The sequence below is a fragment of the Streptomyces sp. NPDC048606 genome (genome assembly GCF_040650855.1).
Taxonomy (GTDB): domain Bacteria; phylum Actinomycetota; class Actinomycetes; order Streptomycetales; family Streptomycetaceae; genus Streptomyces.
Genome location: NZ_JBEZIB010000006.1, coordinates 182,804 through 201,224 on the forward strand (window position 1 = coordinate 182,804; position 18,421 = coordinate 201,224).

16 protein-coding genes and 1 tRNA gene are annotated in these 18,421 nt (G+C 74.8%); 1 reads left to right on the forward strand and 16 read right to left on the reverse strand.

Annotated elements, in window-relative coordinates:
• Positions 1-17: 17 nt before the first annotated feature.
• The 3 genes from AB0D01_RS09185 to AB0D01_RS09195 all read right to left on the reverse strand — a co-directional run bounded on the left by AB0D01_RS09185 (position 18) and on the right by AB0D01_RS09195 (position 4,881).
• Entirely contained in the window at positions 18-635 is a 618-nt protein-coding gene (locus AB0D01_RS09185; protein WP_363054539.1) for a lytic polysaccharide monooxygenase, read from the reverse strand.
• 239 nt (positions 636-874) lie between these two features.
• Positions 875-2,863 (reverse strand): SPFH domain-containing protein, encoded by a 1,989-nt coding sequence (locus AB0D01_RS09190; protein ID WP_363054448.1) that lies wholly within the window; start codon positions 2,861-2,863, stop codon positions 875-877.
• Between the two features lie 632 nt (positions 2,864-3,495).
• Entirely contained in the window at positions 3,496-4,881 is a 1,386-nt protein-coding gene (locus AB0D01_RS09195; protein ID WP_363054540.1) for a peptidoglycan-binding protein, read from the reverse strand.
• Between the two features lie 220 nt (positions 4,882-5,101).
• Between AB0D01_RS09195 and AB0D01_RS09200 the strand changes: the two genes are divergently transcribed.
• Positions 5,102-5,175, forward strand: a tRNA-Lys gene (locus AB0D01_RS09200).
• A gap of 60 nt (positions 5,176-5,235) precedes the next feature.
• Here the strand turns inward: AB0D01_RS09200 and AB0D01_RS09205 are convergent.
• The 13 genes from AB0D01_RS09205 to AB0D01_RS09265 form a co-directional block, all read right to left on the reverse strand.
• Positions 5,236-5,904 (reverse strand): class F sortase, encoded by a 669-nt coding sequence (locus tag AB0D01_RS09205; protein ID WP_363054450.1) that lies wholly within the window; start codon positions 5,902-5,904, stop codon positions 5,236-5,238.
• Between the two features lie 13 nt (positions 5,905-5,917).
• Positions 5,918-6,517 (reverse strand): hypothetical protein, encoded by a 600-nt coding sequence (locus AB0D01_RS09210; protein ID WP_363054451.1) that lies wholly within the window; start codon positions 6,515-6,517, stop codon positions 5,918-5,920.
• Between the two features lie 147 nt (positions 6,518-6,664).
• Positions 6,665-7,444 (reverse strand): HAD-IIA family hydrolase, encoded by a 780-nt coding sequence (locus AB0D01_RS09215; RefSeq protein WP_363054452.1) that lies wholly within the window; start codon positions 7,442-7,444, stop codon positions 6,665-6,667.
• Between the two features lie 121 nt (positions 7,445-7,565).
• A complete protein-coding gene (locus AB0D01_RS09220) occupies positions 7,566-9,113 on the reverse strand; it encodes an alkaline phosphatase family protein (RefSeq protein WP_363054453.1) in 1,548 nt (515 codons plus the stop codon).
• Between the two features lie 134 nt (positions 9,114-9,247).
• The gene (locus AB0D01_RS09225) at positions 9,248-10,327 is read right to left on the reverse strand and encodes a 2-aminoethylphosphonate ABC transporter substrate-binding protein (RefSeq protein ID WP_363054454.1); all 1,080 of its coding nucleotides are present in this window, start codon (positions 10,325-10,327) and stop codon (positions 9,248-9,250) included.
• Positions 10,328-10,351: 24 nt separating this feature from the next.
• A complete protein-coding gene (locus tag AB0D01_RS09230; protein ID WP_363054455.1) occupies positions 10,352-11,149 on the reverse strand; it encodes an ABC transporter permease subunit in 798 nt (265 codons plus the stop codon).
• On the reverse strand, positions 11,136-12,119 hold the full coding sequence (locus AB0D01_RS09235) for a 2-aminoethylphosphonate ABC transporter permease subunit (protein WP_363054456.1): 984 nt from the start codon (positions 12,117-12,119) through the stop codon (positions 11,136-11,138). The genes AB0D01_RS09230 and AB0D01_RS09235 overlap by 14 nt, the downstream gene beginning before the upstream one ends.
• Positions 12,112-13,161, reverse strand: coding sequence for an ABC transporter ATP-binding protein (locus tag AB0D01_RS09240; protein ID WP_363054457.1), 1,050 nt, complete (start codon positions 13,159-13,161; stop codon positions 12,112-12,114). The genes AB0D01_RS09235 and AB0D01_RS09240 overlap by 8 nt, the downstream gene beginning before the upstream one ends.
• Positions 13,158-13,940: a phosphonatase-like hydrolase gene (locus AB0D01_RS09245; RefSeq protein WP_363054458.1), complete on the reverse strand. Its 783-nt coding sequence runs from the start codon at positions 13,938-13,940 to the stop codon at positions 13,158-13,160. The genes AB0D01_RS09240 and AB0D01_RS09245 overlap by 4 nt, the downstream gene beginning before the upstream one ends.
• 5 nt (positions 13,941-13,945) lie before the next feature.
• A complete protein-coding gene (locus AB0D01_RS09250) occupies positions 13,946-15,067 on the reverse strand; it encodes a TIGR03364 family FAD-dependent oxidoreductase (protein WP_363054459.1) in 1,122 nt (373 codons plus the stop codon).
• 148 nt (positions 15,068-15,215) lie between these two features.
• Positions 15,216-15,980: a GntR family transcriptional regulator gene (locus AB0D01_RS09255; RefSeq protein WP_363054460.1), complete on the reverse strand. Its 765-nt coding sequence runs from the start codon at positions 15,978-15,980 to the stop codon at positions 15,216-15,218.
• 90 nt (positions 15,981-16,070) lie between these two features.
• Positions 16,071-16,805 (reverse strand): hypothetical protein, encoded by a 735-nt coding sequence (locus AB0D01_RS09260; RefSeq protein ID WP_363054461.1) that lies wholly within the window; start codon positions 16,803-16,805, stop codon positions 16,071-16,073.
• Positions 16,806-17,269: 464 nt separating this feature from the next.
• Entirely contained in the window at positions 17,270-18,388 is a 1,119-nt protein-coding gene (locus tag AB0D01_RS09265; protein ID WP_363054462.1) for an ROK family transcriptional regulator, read from the reverse strand.
• Positions 18,389-18,421 lie beyond the last annotated feature (33 nt).

An 18,421-nucleotide genomic window follows, 5' to 3' on the forward strand; every position in this document is an offset into this window, starting at 1 on the left:
GGTTAGCTGACGTTACGTCAGAACTGAACGTCGGAGCAGGCGTAGAAGGCCATCGGGGTGTCGTGGACGGTCCAGACCGCCAGGATCATGTGCCGGCCGGTCTTGCCGCTCGGCAGGGCGCCCTGGTGGGTGGTGGTCATGGCGGGGCGGGCGCCGTTGTAGGCGACGGTGAGGAAGGGCTGGGGGTCGAGGGCGGAGCGGGTGAGGGGCTTGGTCGGGTCCCAGCCGGTCTTGGTGACGTAGTACTTGATGTCGGTGGTGGCGTGGTTGGCGGTGAACTGCCAACGGAAGTTGTAGCCCTGGCCGGAGGTGACGGACGTCGCGGGCCAGTTGCCTCCGCGCGGGTTGTCGAGCTGGGCGAACTCGGCGTGGCCGCCGGCGCATATCGTGCCGTCGGAGGGGCCGAGCGCGGGGAAGCCCTTGGGGCCCTCGACGCTCTGCGGCTCCCACTGGATGGGCCCGCAGTCGGAGACGGTCTTGTTGGCACAGAGCTTCTGGCGGCTGATCGGGGTGTCGGTGTAGCCGTGGCCACTCGCGCTCGGGGCTCCGAGGAGGGCGACGCCGGCGACGAGGCCGAGACCGAGCGTGGCCGCGGCGCCGGCGCGGGCGGGACGGGACGACGGACGTGCGGGCATGCGGAACGGACGCATGGGGCTGCTCCTTGGGCGTGGGGGGCCGTCACGAGTCGGACGGGAGCGTGCGCGCGCCTGGGGATGACTCGTGCGGGAGACGACTGAGACTGAACAGGACGGTTTCAGGTCTAGACCAAGTCCCACAGTATTGACGGGAGTTGGCCATGTCTATACCAATGCGAAAACGGATGGTCCGGTGTGTACCGGCCATCCGTTTCCGCGTCGCGCCCGTGGGACCGCCGTTACTGGTCACCACGCCCGGTGTAGAAGGCGACGGTGAGGTCCTTCACCAGGGCCTTGCGCTCGTAGTCGTCGAGCTCGACGATCCCGCGCGAGGTCAGCCGTCGGACGGTGTCGTCCACGGCGTCGACGACCGAGGTCAACACGGTGTCCCGGTGCTTGGCGTCGATCGCCGCGACCCGCCGCCGGCGCATCGCCTCGGCCACCTCGGGGGCGTACTCGATGCGCGTGGGCTGGGCGGAGAACACCTCGATGCCGACCGCCTCGGTTTCGGCCGCGAGCATCCGCGTCAACGCGTCGCCGACGGCCTCGGCGTCGCGCAGGGTCGGCGCGTCCTCGTGGAAGGCGTCGGCCGGGAGCTGGGACAGCACCCGGGCCATCGCCGACTCCACCTGCTCCGCGAGGTACTCCGTGTGGTCCTCGACGGCGAGGGTGGCGCGGGCGGTGTCCTTGACCTGCCAGACGACCTGCACGACGACCCGCAGCGCGAGCCCGCCGCAGTCGACGGCGGCCATGGGCTCGCTGCGCCAGTGCCGCAGCCGTACGTCGACCCGCCGGCGCAGCAGCAGCGGACTGATCCAGGTCAGGCCCGTACGCCGGACCGTGCCCCGGTAGCGCCCGAAGAGGGTGAGCACCCAGGCGTGGCCCGCCTTGGCCCGGCCCAGGCCGCCGAGCGCGAGGAGGGTCACGATGCCGAGGAAGGCGAGCGGGGGCCAGTGCGTGGCCCGCAGCCCCTGGTAGGCGCGGGGGGTCACCCCGAAGGCGGCCACCACCGGGGCGGGCACCACCCCGGCCCGCAGCAGGACGGCCGCGCAGCCGGCCAGGGCGAGGCCCCCGACGGCCACGGCGATCCAGCCGGGCAGGACCGGACCCCGGTGCTCGCGCAGCCGGTCGTCACCCCGGGGCACCCGGCGGCCGGCGGCGGCGCGGGGCGCGCGGACGGCGGCGGGGCGCGGGGCGGTGGGGGCGGGAGGACTGGGGTGGGCGAGGAAGGGGAGGTGGACCGGGATGTCCGTGACGGCCGTCCCCCGCGAGGGGGGCGCGTACGTCGGGAGGCCCGCGGTGTCGGCGTCGCCGTCCACGTGCCGCAGCCCCATCCCGCGCTCGACGGCGCGCGCGACGAGGTCGGCGACCCCGGGGCCGGGCACCCCGGTCCCGGGTGCGGCGGGCCACGGCTCCGCGTCGGACCGGGCGTACGGCTCTTCCGGGGCGGGCTCCGGGTCGGGCTCGTCGTCGTGCGCGGCGGGCTCCGGGTCGGGCTCCGGGTGCGGGACGACCGCCACGGGCCACGGCCCGGGGGCGGGAACGTCGTCGTCGGGCGCCGCCCGCGCGACCGGGGGCCAGGCCTCGACCCCGTACCGGGACGCGCCGGCGCCCGCCGCGCCCTCGGGGGCCCGCTCCCTCGGGGCCGGCCACGGCTCGGGGCGCGCGGCGGGGTCGTGTCCCGCGCGGACGGGCTCGGGCACGGCGCTGACGGGGGTGCGGTCGTGGAGCGTCGCGGGCTCCGCCGGTTCGGGGAACGGCGTCCACCCGGCGCTGCGCGTGGACGCGGCCGGCTCCGGGAACGGCACCACCACCGGCTCGGGCGGCGGCTCCTGCGGGGCGAGGGTCGCGCCGCGGGCGCCGAACTCGGCGAGGGCCGGGGGCCGGTACGGGGCCGCCGGTTCCGTACCGGGCGCGGCGGGGCGGGGCCGCTCCCGGACGGCGGGTTCCGGCAGGGCCATCCAGCGGCCGGGGCGGGGGGCCGCGACCGGCGCGGCCACGGGTTCCGCGACCGGCGCGGGATGCCCCGGCGCCGGAACGGCGTGCCCGCCCCGCACCGCGTGCTCGGTGTCGGACTCCCGAGCACCCCCGTGGACCCGCGGCTCCGGCGCGAGGACGGCGCCCGGCGCGGCGCCCGGCCCGGCGCCCGCCGACGCGGGAGCGACCGATGCGGGGGTGGCCGTCGCTGCGCCGAACGACGCGGCGGCCGGCACGGGGCCGGGCGGCACGGCGGCGACCGGAGCACGGGTGGCCGGTGCGGGCCCGGCCCACGCGGCGGCGGCCGACGCTGGGCCAAACGGCGCAGGGGTGGCCGACACGGGAGCAGCCCGCACGGCGGCGGCCGGGGCAGGGGTGACCGAGCCGGAGGTGGCCGACGCTCCGGCGAACGGCGCGGCGGCAGCCCGGTCGGGGCCGGCCGGCACGGCGGCTACCGGAGCGTGGGTGGCCGGGGCGGGCCCGGCCCACGCGGCGGCGACCGACACAGGGGCGGCCGACACGGGGCCGGGCGGCACGGCGGCAGCCGGGGTCGGTCCGGCCCACGCGGCGGCGACCGACACAGGGGCGGCCGACACGGGGCCGGGCGGCACGGCGGCAGCCGGGGTCGGTCCGGCCCACGCGGCGGCGGCCGACGCCGGAGCGACCGGCGCCGGAGTGACCGGCGTGGCCCCGGCCGACACGGCGGCCGGGTCGGAGGTGGCCGACGCCGGAGCGACCGACGCCGGAGCGACCGGCGCGGGGGCGGCGGGCACACGGCCGGCCGGCGCGGCGGCGGCCTGGTCGGGGGCGGCCGGCGGGCGGGTGGGCGGGTGGAAGGTGCCCGTCGTCGACGTGGTGCGGGTCGGGTACATCGTTGCCTCCGTCATGCGAACAGCCGGCGCCAGGTTTCCGGGCCCGGGTAGCCGTCGGCCGAGGCCCCGCGCCAGCCCTGCGCGCGCTGGAAGGCCTCGACGTTGCGGCGGTCGGCCTCGCTCCAGCGCGGGCCGGGACCTGACGTGTAGTGCTTGCCGAAGCCCTTCTGCAGCAGGCGGCGGCCGAGGGCGGCGACGGCCGGATGGGTCTGGCCGGGGCGGAACACCTTCAGCCCCGGGTACGCGGGCACCCCGGCCGGTCCCGCCCGGCCCGGCTCGGGCGGGATGTCCTTGCCCTCCTTGCGCACCAGCAGCCGCCAGGTGTGCTCGCCGGGCATCCCGTCCGCGTCCGCGCCGGTCCAGCCCTGCGCGCGCTGGAAGGCCTGGGTGGCCAGCCGGTCCGCCTCGCTCCACACCGTGCTCGCGCCCTTGGGGTAGAAGCGCAGGGCGCCCCGGCCGATCAGCATCCTGCCCAGTTCGAGGACGTGGGCGTTGTCGGCTCCGGGGCCGAACTTCGCCGCCCCCGGGAAGGGGGTCGCGCCCACCGGCCCGGCGCCCGGCGCGGGCACCTGGGGGGCCGGCACCTGGGGGGCCGGGGTCTGGGGGGCCGGGGCCTCGGGCGCGGTCACGCCCGTCACCCCGTTGAACCGGTACGGGAGGTACTTCGCCGAGTTGTTCCAGTACGCGTAGGGCGTCGCCTGCTTGCGCGTCGTCGGGCGGGTCTGCTCGTAGGCGACGTAGTGCGTGCGCGTCTCGTCGACCCAGCCGCCGAAGAGGACCACGTGCGAGCCCTTGTTGGGGTCCGCCGGATTGTGGAAGAGCAGCATGTCGCCGGGGAGCAGTTCTTCCTTGGTGATGCGGGTGGCGAAGGCGTCGAGGCTGCCGGTCCACTCGTTCGTGCCGAGGTTCCAGGCCATGGAGACGTAGCCCGAGCAGTCCTGTCGGTAGCCGTCCACCCAGTACTCGGACATGCTGTACGGGACCTTGGCCTCCAGCCACACCTTGGCCCGGTTGATGATCGTGGTCCGGTCGATCCGCTTGACCACGGACGGCGCGCCCGGCCGTCCTCCCGGCGCCGTCCCCGGGCGCTGCCCCGTGGCCGGTCGGCCGTGCAGCGGGGCGCGGCCGCCCTGCGGGGTGTCGGGGTCGTCCAGGGCCACCGGTGCCGGGCCGGGCAGGGGCCTTGCCTCGGCGAGGGCGGCCGATCCGCCGCCACCGAGGACCACACCGGCCGCCGTGGCCAGCACCAGGGCCCGGCGTGCCCCGCGCGCCGCCGGGTGTCCGCCGTCCCGTAGCGGTATGGCCCGCGCCCGGGAGAGGGCCCGACGGCGCTGGGCGCACCCGAGGCACACGCAGTCGCGCGCGGGCTCGAACTCCTCGAAGGCCGGCATCGGCATCCGTACATGCATCGGAGGCTGCATCGTCATGCGGATCCGTCCACTCCTCTGCTCGTCCACCACGGCTGGGCCCGGGCACGCGTCTGGTGGGGCGTCAGATCCGCGTCCGGCCAGACATATCGTGCACGACAAAACCCCTAAACATGGGTTAATCGGACAGAACACACACTGGCGGTCATGAGCACCACTGGAAGTGGGGTAGAGTTTTCCCTGTCAGCAAGCGCCGCTAGCTCAGTTGGTTAGAGCAGCTGACTCTTAATCAGCGGGTCCGGGGTTCGAGTCCCTGGCGGCGCACAGACAAGAGGAAGCCCCTCACAGCGAAAGCTGTGAGGGGCTTCCTCTTGTGCTCTCCTGCTACGCGGCGGTGCCCGCGCGGGCTCCCGCGCCCGTCAGATAGGCGGAGACCACCACGTTCGCCGAGTACCGCTTGGCCGCCTTGTCGTAGCTGCCGCCGCAGGTCACCAGCCGCAACTCCGCGCGCCCCTTGACCCGGGGGCCGTACGCCGCCTGGGGATCGAAGCCGGCGCGCTCGTGGACCCGTACGTCCTCGACGGTGAACTCCGCGACCGTGCCGTCCGCCCGCGACACCCGGATCTTCTCCCCCGGCCGCAGGGCGGACAGGCCGTAGAAGACCGCCGGCTTGGACTTCGTGTCGACGTGCCCCACCATCAGCGCGGCGCCGGCCGCGCCCGGCGCGGGGCCCGCGCCCCACCAGCCGACGGTGCCCGGCAGCTCGTAGGGCGGCGGGTCGATCGCCCCCTCGGCGTCGAGCCCCCGGGCGATGACGGGCGCCTGGACGCCCATGGCCGGTACGTCGACCCGTGCCGGCATCGCCGCCGACAGCGGGACGTGCGCGACCGGCAACCCCGCCGCCGGCGGGGCGGCGGCCTGCCCTGCGGGCGTCCCGGCCGGGACGCCGGTGATCTCCTTGCCCCACAGCCACAGGCCCAGCACCAGCACCGACCAGGCGGCGAAGGTCAGCAGCCGACCGCCGGCGCCGGCCTTCGCCTCGCCCCCGCTCACGCCGCGCCCCCGCTCATCCGCCGTTGCGGCGACGGCGCAGGGTCAGGGCCCGGCCGGCGACCGCCAGGGTGGCCGCGGCGGCGAGGACGGCGCCGATCACGGTGTGCGGCAGGCCGGGGCCGTCGGTGTCGTGGTGCTTCTTGGTCGCCGCGGCGAGCCGGGTGGTCTCGGCGATCTCGGCCGACATCCCGCCGCCACCCGCGTGGATCGGCCACACCGGACTGCGGTGGGGATCGGGGTGGTGGCCGCGACGGACCTCGATGGACCCGCGCAGGCCCTCGTCACGGCCGCCGCACTTCACCCGGATCTCGTGCCAGCCGGGCTGGGCGTGCGCGGCGATCCGCGCCTCCCCGAACAGGGTGCGACCGTCCCCGTGGCCGGACGAGAGCCGGACCTCGGAGACGAAGACGGAGGAATGCGCCACCGCCCAGTCGGCGTTGCAGCCGCGGACACGGATCTTGACCTCCGTCCGCGGGTCGGCCGGGTTCGGTTCCGCCGAGACGCCTCCCCGGTCCCACTCGTTGGCGGAGGCGACGGGGGCGGTCACGACGGTGCAGGCCGCCAGGGCGACGGCCACCCCGACGGCACGGACGGCGAGCAGAGAACTGCGCATGGTGAACCTCCTCGACAAGGAGATTCACGCGCGACGCGCCGCTCCGCATCCGGAGCGGCGCCCTCTTGGCCCGTAAGAGTCAGCCGTACGCACCAATGCCGCAGGCGCGCGCCCGGACCGGGCCCACCCGTACGGCCCCGGTCGACCTCAGACCAGGTCGACCAGGTCGGCGATGGAGTCGACGGTCTTGGTCGGGCGGTAGGGGAACTTCTCGGTGTCCTCGACGGAGGTCAGTCCGGTCAGGACGAGGAAGGTCTGCATGCCCGCCTCCAGCCCGGCCAGCACGTCGGTGTCCATGCGGTCGCCGATCATCGCGCTGCTCTCGGAGTGCGCGCCGATGGCGTTGAGGCCCGTGCGCATCATGAGCGGGTTCGGCTTGCCGGCGAAGTAGGGCTTCTTGCCGGTGGCCTTCGTGATCAGGGCGGCGACGGCGCCCGTGGCCGGGAGCGGGCCCTCGGTGGAGGGGCCGGTCTCGTCGGGGTTGGTGCAGATGAAGCGGGCGCCGCCGTTGATCAGCCGGACGGCCTTGGTCATGGCCTCGAAGCTGTAGGTGCGGGTCTCGCCGAGGACGACGTAGTCGGGCTCGTGGTCGGTGAGGATGTAGCCGATGTCGTGCAGCGCCGTGGTCAGGCCGGCCTCGCCGATCACGTAGGCGGTGCCGCCGGGGCGCTGGTCGTCGAGGAACTTCGCGGTGGCGAGCGCGGAGGTCCAGATGTTCTCGACGGGCACGTCCAGACCCATCCGGTGGAGCCGGGCCTGGAGGTCGCGCGGGGTGTAGATGGAGTTGTTGGTCAGCACCAGGAAGGGCTTGCCGGACTCACGCAGCCGCTTGATGAAGGCGTCGGCCCCGGGGATCGGCGTGCCCTCGTGGATGAGGACCCCGTCCATGTCGGTGAGCCAGGATTCGATCGGCTTGCGCTCTGCCACGGATTTCTCTCCGCTCTGGGGGCCTCTGACCTGTGGGTCTGTGGTCTGTACCACTACCCTAGCGGGCTCGGGCCGCGGACGCGGTGGGCGTCCACGGCCCGGACCTCCTACCCCGTACGGGCTAGCCGAGGCGGACGTCGTCCACGGCCCAGAACCAGTTGTTGTTCCCGCTGTAGCGGAAGCGGACCTGGACGTCGGTGGTGCCCGCGGGGACCTGGAGGGCGAGGGACTCCACCTGGGCGAGGGCGTCCGCGGTGTGGGTCTTCACCACGGTCGGGGCGCCGCCGTCGTAGGAGACCAGGACCTGGGCGGTCTGGCCGGCCTCGTGGCGGTAGTGCGTCCGGTAGCTCAGCGTCTTCGTGGTGCCCCCGGCGACGGGCCACCGGGGGGTGATCAGGGTGGAGTCGAAGGTGCCGGTGTGGGTCTTGTCGTCCCACTCGTCGGAGTCGGCGACGGCGAACACGTCGCGCGAGCGGACGTTCGACTCGCGCCACTGGTCGCGCTGGGCCTGGGTCCAGAACTCGTCGGTCGCGAAGGACCAGCCGGCCCATTCGGTGACGCCGCCCGTGCCCATCCGCGAATCGTCGACGGACCAGCCGGCGGGCGGGGTGCGGGTGAAGCCCTTCACCGCGGCCGGGATGCCCGTCTCGTCCACCCGCGACCGGAGGTTCGGGCGCAGGGTGTCGAAGGGGTCGGCGTCGGGGGCGTCGAGCGGGACGCCGTCCAGGCCGGTGGTGGGGACGCCGAGGTGGGCGAGGGCGGTCGCGGCGACGTCGGCGAGCCTGACGTCCTCGCGCACGGAACCGGCGGGGATGCCGGCGCCCCTGGCGATGACGAAGGTGGCGCGTTCGGCGGGGGTGGAGCCGCCGTGGCCGCCGGCGTCGGTGTGGCCGTGGTCGGTGGTGACCAGGACCTTCCAGTTCTCCCGGGCGTACGTCGGGCGGCTCTGGACGGCGGTGAGCAGTTGGCCGACCATCGCGTCGACGCGGGCGACGGCGTCGAGGTACTGCGGGCTCGCGGCGCCGTGGGAATGGCCGGCGGAGTCGACCTGGCCGAGGTAGACGAAGGAGGCGTCGGGGTCCCGGTCGCGCAGTTCGGTGACGGCGGCGGCGGTGATCTTCGGGTCCTCGTTGCCGTAGCCGTCGCGGTCGCCCTTGAGGCCGATCCTCTTGTCGACCTTGGCGGAGAAGATCGGGCCGCCCGCGTCGGTGGAGGTGACGGGTTCCCAGTCGGCGGCCGCGTAGGTGTTGAGCGCGGGCCGGGCGTTCTCGACGCGGGTCAGGAAGTCGGGGTGGGCCGTGTAGTTCTTGCCGACGAACGAGTTGTCCCTCACCCCGTGCTTGTCGGGCCACACGCCGGTGGCGATGGTGGACCAGCCCGGGCCGGAGGAGGTGGCGGCCATCGGGTTCGCGTACAGGGAGCTCCTCGCGGTCAGGCCCTGGGCCATCAGGCCCTTCAGGTGGGGCGCGTTCGCGGCCTTGACGCGGTCGAGGACCACCCCGTCCAGGCCGATGACGAGGACCTTGTCGGTGCCGGCTGCGGGGGCGACCTTGGCCGCGGTGGTGGTGGCGAGCGCGGCGGCGGTGGTGGGGGTGGCGAGCGCGGCGGCGAGCAGGGCCGTGGCGGTGGCGGCCACGGCGAGGGCGCGTCCGGACGGGACAGTGGGCACGTACTCCTCCGGGAGTGGTCGTGGGAGAGGTGCGAGGGGGTGTGCGCCGGGTCCGGACCGAAGGTGCGGTCTTCGGTCCAGACCCGTTATGCAAGCGTCACTCTGGCGGGTGGGGGTGACCGGGAAGTGACCGGTCAGCTTCCGGTCGCCGACTTCCACGCGTCGACGTAGCCCGTGAGGTTCCCGTCGATGTCGGCCCAGTCCGGTTCGAACACCTCGACACCCGCCATGATCCTGGTGAGTTCGACGGCGTTGGCGTCGGTCGGCTTGATGTCGGAGCGGGCGGGGAATCCGCCGCCGACCTCGCTGACCAGCTTCTGGGCCTCCTCGCCGAGCATGAAGTCGAGGAGCTTCCTGCCGTTCTCGGCGTGCGGCGCCCGGTCCACGAGGCCGGCCGCGTACGGCAGGGCGAAGGTGGTGGGCTTCCCGCCCTCCCTGGCGGGGAACCAGATGCCGAGGTTCGGCATGGACTTGGACTGGGCGAAGTTCATCTGGACGTCGCCGTTGGCGACGAGCAGCTCGCCCTTGTCGGTCTTCGGCGCCAGCTTGCTGGTGGAGGAGGACGGGCCGACGTTGTTGGCCTGGAGCTTCTTCAGGTACTCCATCGCCGGCTCCTTGCCGCCGAAGTCGTGCATCGACTTGATGAGGACGGCCGTGCCGTCGCCCGCGACGCCCGGGGTGGAGTACTGGAGCTTCCCCTTGTACTTGGCGTCCAGCAGTTCCTCCCAGGTCCTGGGGGCCCGGTCGAGTTCCTTCTTGTTGTAGACGAAGCCGAAGTAGTTGTTGACGACGGAGGTCCACTTGCCGTCGGGCGCCTTGTCGCCGCCGCCGACCTTGTCGGAGCCCTGCGGGGCGTAGGCCTGGAGCAGCCCCTTGCCGTCGGCCTGCTGGATGAAGGGGGGCAGGGTGATCAGCACGTCGGCCTGGGTGTTGGTCTTCTCGCGGACGACGCGCTGGACCATCTCGCCCGAGCCGCCCTCCACGTACTTGACCTCGATGCCGGTCTTCTGGGTGAAGGCGGCGAACACCTTGTCGTACCAGCCGTCGCCCTTCTCGCTCTTGAGGCCGTCGGCGCTGTAGACGGTGACGACCTTCGCGCCGCCCGCCGCGGAGTCCGTGCCGGAGCCGGAGCCCCCGCAGGCGGTGAGTGCGGCGGCCAGGACGAGGCCGCCGGTGACGGTGGCGGCGAGGCGCGGGTGCAGGTTGGCGGTCATGGAACTTCCTTACGGGGAAGGGGGTCAGCGGTACGTGGCTCTGGTGCGGACGCGGGAGACCGCGTACAGGACCAGCAGGGTGGCGGCCATCAGGACCACGGCGACGGCGGAGCCCGCGAAGAGCGACCCCCGGTCGGTGGCGGTGAAGATCCGGACGGGAAGCGGCGTCCAGTCGGGCGGGTAGAGCATCATCGTGGCGCTCAACTCGCCCATGGACAGGGCGAAGCAGAGGCCGGCGGCGGCCGTCAGGGAGGGCAGCAGGAGGGGGATCCTGACCCGCCACAGCACGTACGCGGGCCCGGCTCCCAGGGAGGCGGCCGCCTGCTCGTAGGCGGGGTCGAGGCGGGCCGCGGCCGCCGAGACGGACTGGTAGGCGAAGGCCGTGACGAGGACGGCGTGGGCCAGGAAGACGATCGCGCTCGTGCCGTTGAGCAGCAGCGGGGGCCGGCTGAAGGCGACCAGGACGGCCAGCCCGACGACCACGGACGGCACGGCCACCGGCAGCATGAACAGGGCGTCCAGGACGCGCTTCCCGCGCGCCTTCAGCCCGGCGGCGGCCAGGGCCGCCCAGCCGCCGACGGTGAGCGCGAGCAGGCTCGCGACCAGGGCGGTGACCAGCGAGGTGGTGAGCGCGCGCAGGGATTCGCCGCGTACGGCGGAGGCGTAGTGCGCGGTGGTCGGGCCGGAGGGGAAGGCGCCGGACCAGTGCGTCGAGAAGGACGCGGCGACCACGACGAGCAGGGGCAGGGCGAAGAGGGGCAGGAAGAGGAGGCCGAACAGGGCCCAGGCGGCCCGGCGGCCGGTCTTGCTATGCACCAGCACGTTTGCCCACCACCCGGTAGAGGCCGAACAGGCCGAGGGAGATCGCGATGTTGACGACGGCGACCACGCAGGCGGCCGCGTAGTCGGATTCGAGGATCGCCTTGCCGTAGACGAGCATCGGGAGGGTGGTGACGTCCTTGGCTCCGGTGAACAGGACGATCCCGAACTCGTTGAGGCACATGACGAGGACGAGGCTGCCGCCGGCGGCGAGGGCGGGCAGGGCCTCGGGGAGGATGACCCGCCGGATGATCCGGGCCGGTCCCGCGCCGAGGGAGGAGGCCACCTCCAGCTGGGCGGTGTCCAGTTGGGAGAAGGCGGCGAGGAGCGGGCGCATCACGAAGGGCGTGAAGTACGTGATCTCCGCGAGGAGGACGCCCCAGGGGGTGGTGAGGAAGTGGAAGGGGCCGTCGGGGGCGCCGGTCAGGTCGCTCCACAGCCCGTTGGCCATGCCCACCGTCCCGTAGAGGAAGAGGAGGGCGAGGGTGATGAGGAAGGAGGGGAAGGAGAGGAAGACGTCGATGAACCTGGCGGCGGCCCTCGCCCCGGGGAAGGGGACGAAGGCGATGATCAGGGCGAGGGTGAAGCCGAGGACCAGGCAGCCGACGGTGGATCCGACGGCCAGCCACACGGTGGTGCCGAGGGCCTCGTGGAAGGCGGTGGAGGCGAACACGGAGGCGTAGGCGTCGAAGGCCCCGCCGCCGCCCTCGGGGGTGAGGGACTGCCGGACCACCAGGGCCAGGGGGTAGAGGAACACCAGGGCGAGCACGGCGACGGGGGGCACCGCCCACGCGCCGCGCGGCAGGCGGAGCCGGCCGGGCCGGGGGGCGGGGGTCGGGGCGGCGGCCGTGGGAGCCGGGTCGGCCGCGGGGTCGCGCCCGGGGGTGGGGGTGGGGTCGGTGGTGGGTCCGGGGACGGCGGGTCGCGCGGTGGCGGCCGGCGGGGGCGCGGCCCGGTGCGAGGTGTCAGGCATCCGACACCCCCGCCGCCAGCAGCACGGCGTCGCGGGGCTCGAAGTGCAGGGTCACCTCGTCGCCGAGGGCCGGGGTCTCGCGCAGCTCGGGCAGGTCCGCCTTGAGCCCGTGGCCGGCCACGTCGACGTGGAGCCGGTGCGTGGAGCCCCGCCACTGGACCTCGGTGATCCTGCCGCGCAGCGCGTTCGGGCCGGCCCCGAGGCCGATCAGGTGCGGCCGTACGCACAGGGTGGCCGCGGCGCCCGGGGCGGCGCGCCCCCGATCGAGGGTCAGCGTCCGGCCCTCGAAGACCGCGCCGCGTTCGGCCACGGTGACGGGCAGCAGGTTGGCGTTGCCGACGAAGGAGGCGGTGAACTCCGTGCGCGGCGCCCGGTACAGCCGCTGCGGGGTGCCGCAGTCCTGGAGCCGGGCCCGGTCCATGACGGCGATCCGGTCGGCGAGCGTGAGCGCCTCCACCTGGTCGTGCGTGACGTACAGCATGGACACGTCGGGCAGTTCGCGGTGCAGGCGGGCCAGTTCGGCGAGCATCCCGGAGCGCAACTGCGCGTCGAGGGCGGACAGCGGCTCGTCGAGCAGGAGCACCCCGGGGCGGATGGCGAGCGCGCGGGCGATGGCGACGCGCTGCTGCTGCCCGCCGGACAGTTCGCGGGGGTGGCGCTTGGCGTACGCCGCCATGCCGGTCATCTCCAGGGCCTCGGCGACCCGGGCCGGGATCGTGGCCTTGGGGGCCTTGTGCGCCTTGAGGCCGAAGGCGACGTTCTCCTCGACCCGCAGGTGCGGGAAGAGCGCGTACTGCTGGACGACCATCCCGATGCCGCGCTTGTGCGGCGGGAGGGCGGTCACGTCCCGGCCGCCGATCAGCACCCGGCCGGAGGCGGGCCGTACGAAACCGGCGACCGCGCGCAGGGCGGTGGTCTTGCCGGAGCCGGAGGGGCCCAGCAGCGCCATGACCTCGCCGGGCTCGACGGTCAGGTCGAGGGAGTCCAGGACGGTGTTGCCGGCGTAGGCGACGGACACGGAATCGAAGCGGATGCCGCTCACGCCCGGGTCTCCCGCTCCAGCAGTGCGGGCAGGTCGGCGACGGAGGGCAGGACGTGGGTCGCGCCGTGCGCTTCGAGCGCCGCGCGGTCGTGGGCCCCGGTGAGGACGCCCGCGACGATCCCGGCCCCGGCGCGCCGGCCGCTCAGCATGTCGTACGCCGTGTCGCCGGCCACCACCACCTCGCGGACGTCGGCGGCGGCGCCGGTGCGCAGGAACGCGGCCAGCACCATGTCGGGGTACGGGCGCCCCCGGCCGCCGGCATCGGCGGGGCACAGGGTGAGGTCGGCGAGGTCCCGCCAGCCGAGGACGTCGAGGATGGCCTCCTGGGTGACGCGGGCGAAGCCGGTGGTCAGGACGACGGTGCGGCCGTCGGCGCGGAGCTTCTCGATGGCGGCGCGGGCGCCGGGGACCGGGGCGACGAGTCCGCCGTCGACGAGTTCCCCGTAGGCCTGCTCGAAGGCGGTGTTGGCCCGGCGCGCGAGGGCCTCCGTGCCGAAGAGGCGGCGGAACACCGAGATCTTCGACTCGCCCATGGTGTCGCGGACGTGGCGGAGCTTGGCGGCGTGGTCGGCGCTGCCGGGTTCGACGCCGAGGTGGGCGGCGGCGCGCTCGAAGGCCCGCTCGACGAGGCCGCCGTCGGCGACGGTGGTGCCGGCCATGTCGAGGACGACGAGCCGGTGGCGGGGGGTGCTCGCGCCGTCGGTGTCGGTGTCGGTGCCGGTCGGGTCGGTCGTGGGGGTGCGGTCGGTCGGGTCGGTCGGGTCGGTCGTGTCGGTCATGTGGCTCACCAGCCCAGTTCGTTCGCGGTGGTCTCGGCTATGGCGGGCGAGCAGGTCATGCCGCGTCCGCCGGGTCCGGTCACCAGCCAGACGCCGTCGGCCACCTGTTGGCGGTGGACGACGCGGGTGGTGTCGGTGCACTGCGCGTACACGCCCGCCCAGCGGTGCCTGATCTTCGGCAGCGGGCGGCCCAGGAAGGCTTCGACCACCTCGGTGAGGTGCTCGTAGGGGTCTTCGAGGGTGTCGAACGCGAAGGGGTGTTCGTACTCGTGGGTGTCGCCGATGGTCAGTCCGCCGTCCAGGCGCTGGACCATCAGGAGCTGCATCCGGTGCGCGGCGGCGATCGGCGCCTGCGCCTGTTCGGCGTCCAGGGCGTCGAGGGCGTCGCTCCGGTAGGCGGGGTAGTAGCGGAAGCTGTCGGCGTCGGCGACCGAGGTGGTGAGCGGTTCGCCGAGCGGGGCGGTCTGCATCATCTGGAGCCGTACGCGGCGCACGGGCAGTTCGGGGGCGAGTTCGCGGACCAGGCCGGACAGCCAGGCGCCGGTGGCGAGGACGACGGCGTCCCCGCGGTGGACGTCGCCGTGGTCGTCGCGGACGGCTCCGGGGCCGACGACCTCGCGGACCTCACGTCCGGGCAGGAAGGTGTGGCGGCCGGAGGCCCGCAGGGCTTCGCGCAGGTGGAGTTGGGCGGTGCGCGGCTCGACGGCGGCGTCCCGTTCGCACCACAGGGCCGCGTCGAACGCGCCGCGCAGTGCCGGGTTGATCCGCCGCGCCTCGGCGGCGGTGATCAGCTCGTGGCCGCGGGCGGCGGCGTCGGGGTGGGCGGCGGCCGCCTCGGCGACGGCGTACTCCCGGGGGGTGCGGACGGGGGTGAGGGAGCCGATGGCGCGGAAGCCCAGGCCGGGCACCCGCGCGCCGATGCGCTCCCAGAGCTCGCGGGCGCGCAGGGCGGTGTCGAGTTCCTCTCCCCCGGCCCGCCCACTGACCCAGATCTGGCCGAAATTGCGTAGCGACGCGCCACGGGCCTCCGCTTCTCGCTCGATCTGTACGACCTCGTGGCCGCGTTCCACTGCCTGCCAGGCGTGCATGGTGCCGACCACGCCGCCTCCGACGACTATGACTCTCACGCCGACCACGGTGGGCGGGGCCCGTGACCCGGGGGGATCGCGGTGGCGACGGGTCGGTGAACAGGCTCCGACGTTTGGACCAGACCCGTTATCGTCTTGTGATGTTGAGGTGCCCTTTTTGGGTGCGTACGGGTGGGATCGGGTGCCGCTACTCCGGCTTCAGGCGGGTCGTGAAACTGAACCGGTCGCCACGGTAGAGCGAACGCACCCGCTCCAGGGGGCGGCCGTCCCGGTCCCGCGAGAAGCGGTGGATCAGCAGCATCGGCAGCGCCGGCGGGGTGCCGATCAGCAGGGCCTCGCGGGGGGTGGCGAGGACGGTCTCCAGCTTCTCGTCGGCGTCCCCGAAGGAGATTCCGAGGTGGTCGTGGAGGTACCCGTAGAAGGAGGAGTCCGGCTTGAAATCGACGTCGAGGTGGGGGGCGCGGGCGACGCGGACGTACGTGCTCTCCAGCCCGACGCGCTCGTCGTCGGCCAGCAGGACGCGCTCCAGGTGCCAGACGGGCTCGCCGATCTCGGCCCCGATGCCCCGGGTCAGTTCGGGCGGGCAGGGGAAGCGTTCCAGGCCGATGAGGTTGCGGCCGGGGCGGCGGCCCTGGCGGCGGACGCCCTCGGTGTAGCTCGCCAGCGACAGCGGTTGCTCCAGCTTCGGTCCGGCGACGACGGTGCCCCGCCCGGCGCGGCGCAACCGCCCTTCGAGGAGCAGCTCGCGCAGGGCCTGGCGGACGGTCTCGCGGGACACCCCGTAGCGCTCGGCGAGGTCGCGTTCGGTGGGGAGCGTGCCGCCTTCCCCGAGCTCGTCGAGGAGCTCCGCGACGCGGGCCTTGACGGCGTAGTACTTGGGGACGCGACCGTGCTCGGGGATGCCGGAGCGGACGGGCGAACCGGGGCGATGGGGCTGGATCCGTTCTTCCACGCTCGGACTGTACGCGGGGCGGGTGAACGGCTCGGGCGGGCGGCGGGCGGCGGCGGCGCGCGGTGGCGACCGGGCGGCGGCCGGGCGCGATCAGCGCAGCCGGCGGGCGCCGAGCAGCAGGCCGCCGCCGGCGGTGAGGGCGGCCAGCGCGGCGGTCCCGTACGCCCAGTCGCGCGGACCGGTGTGGGCGAGGGAGGCGGCGTCGGCGGACTCCCCGTCCGGGCCCTCGACGGAGAAGCGGTAGCCGCCGGCCTCGCCGACCCACTCCCCGTCGTCGCCGTGCTCCCCCTTGCGCTGGACGAGCGCGGCGTCGGCCAGGACCTCGCCGTGCGGGGCGGCGCCGGAGAACGCGAGGCGGACCTTGACGGTGAGCGAGCCGCCGGCGCCGACGGAGAACCCGGGAAAGGCGTCGCCGCCGTCGAACACGGCGATGATCTCGTCACGGTCGGTGCGTTCCAGGCTGACGGGGTACGAGCCGCCGGGGGCGTCGAACTCCATCCGCAGGTGGGCGGGGCGCAGGGCCCGGGCCTGGTCGGTGAGGACGACGACGGGGTGGATCGCGGTGCAGGTGTCGCCGGTGGTGTTCGTGAGGTCGAGCAGCCAGGTCTGCGGTGCGCCGCCGGCCCGGTAGACGGCGGGGCCGCCGCGGATGCGGGCGCCGATGGGGAAGGCCGGGCTCTTGCCGTCGCCGCAGGTGGCGTGCGCGCGGGAGGGCAGCGCGGGGGCGGGGCGGGCACCGCCGCCGGTACCGATGTCCGCGGCGGCGGTGGGCGCGGCACAGACGAGGAGGACGGCGGTGAGGGCAAGGGCTTTGCGCAGTCGCATGGAAGACCTTCGCTGCTCGCCGGACGGAAAGATGATCGGACGAGGTGACAATCGCCCCGGCCTGTCCGCACCCTGCCACGCGCGCGCGAACCCTCCGGCACGCCGCGCCTCGGACCTCCCGGTTTACGCCTGATCGGCGCACAGGGTCAAGCGGGGTCCCGTATCCGGGACCACGCCGGGGGTCGGGGGCCCCACCCCCGGGCCGGAGCCCGCGCCCCGCGCGGGATCGGGCTCCGGGCCGTGCGGGATCGGGCTCCGGCCCGCGCGGGATCGGGCTCCGGGCCGGAGCCGCCCCGGCCGGTCTGCCCCCCCCGCCCCGCCCCTTCTCCGTTTCCGCCTCAAGCGCCGGCGGGGCTGGAACTGCCGGCGTTCGATGCTCGGGGTCCGCGGTGAAGCCCGGGGAAACGGAGAAAGGGCGGAACGGGGAGCTGCGGCGCAGGCAGGGCGGCCCCCGGCCCGGGTCGTCAGGCGCGGGGGGTGAAGGGGGGCGGTGTGGCGTAGAAGGGGGACAGGGCCAGTTCGGCGGCGCCTTCCGCCACGTCGCGGGCGGCGCGGGTGACGGTGGTGGCGGCGTGGCCCGCGCCCCGGCCGGCCAGGGCCGCCCGCACCCCGGTCACGAATGCCTCCGGGTCGGCGTCGACCACCCGACCCCCGAGCAGCACCGCGTCCACGTCCAGCAGCGCGACGAGGTTGGCCGCCCCCTCCCCGAGGATCCGCGCCGCCGAAGCCACGTCCCCCCGGGCCACCGCCTCCAGGCAGAGCACCTCCAGGCAGCCCCGCGCCCCGCACCGGCAGAGCGGCCCGTCCAGGTGCAGCACCTGGTGGCCGAACTCCCCCGCCGTCGAGCGCGCGCCCCGGTGGATCGCGCCGTCGAGGCGCAGCCCGGCGCCGAGGCCGGTCCCGACGTGGAGGTAGGCCGAGGCGGCCGTTCCGGGCCCGGCGGGCGCCGCCGCGACCCCGGCGTTGGTGTCCTTGTCCAGCACCACCGGCAGCCCCAGACGCCCCTCCAGCACCTCCCGCAGCGGGTATCCCGCCCACTGGGGGAAGCCCGTCACCGGGCCCAGCACCCCGCCGCGCCAGTCGAGCGGGCCCGGGGCGGCGACGCCCACCCCGAGCGGCTCGGGCAGCGGTCCGGTCTCCGATTCCGCGCGCCCCCGCACCCGCAGGACCGCCGCGCACACGGCGTCCACGACCGGGTCCGGGCCCGCCCCGAAGTCCAGCGGTCCGCCCGTCCGGGCGAGGACGCGGCCGGCGAGGTCGACCCGTACGGCCGTCAGCTCGTCGCGGTCGACGTGCACCCCGATCGCGTGCCGGGCCCCGGGCACCAGCCGCAGCAGCGTGCGCGGCTTGCCGCCGGTGGAGGCGTCGCGCCCCGCCTCGGCGACGAGCCCCTCCGCCGCGAGCCGGGCCGTGATCTTGCTGACGGCCTGCGGGGTGAGCCCCGTACGGTCGGCGATCTCGGCGCGGCCGAGCCCCGGCGGGCCGGCCGCGCGCAGCAGGTCCAGCAGCAGCGCGTCGTTGTGCCCGCGCAGGGCGGGCAGGTTCGCCCCGCCCCGTCCACCCGATTCGTCGCCCCTGTTCACAGGCCCATTGTCCACCCTCCTTGCACTTACGCA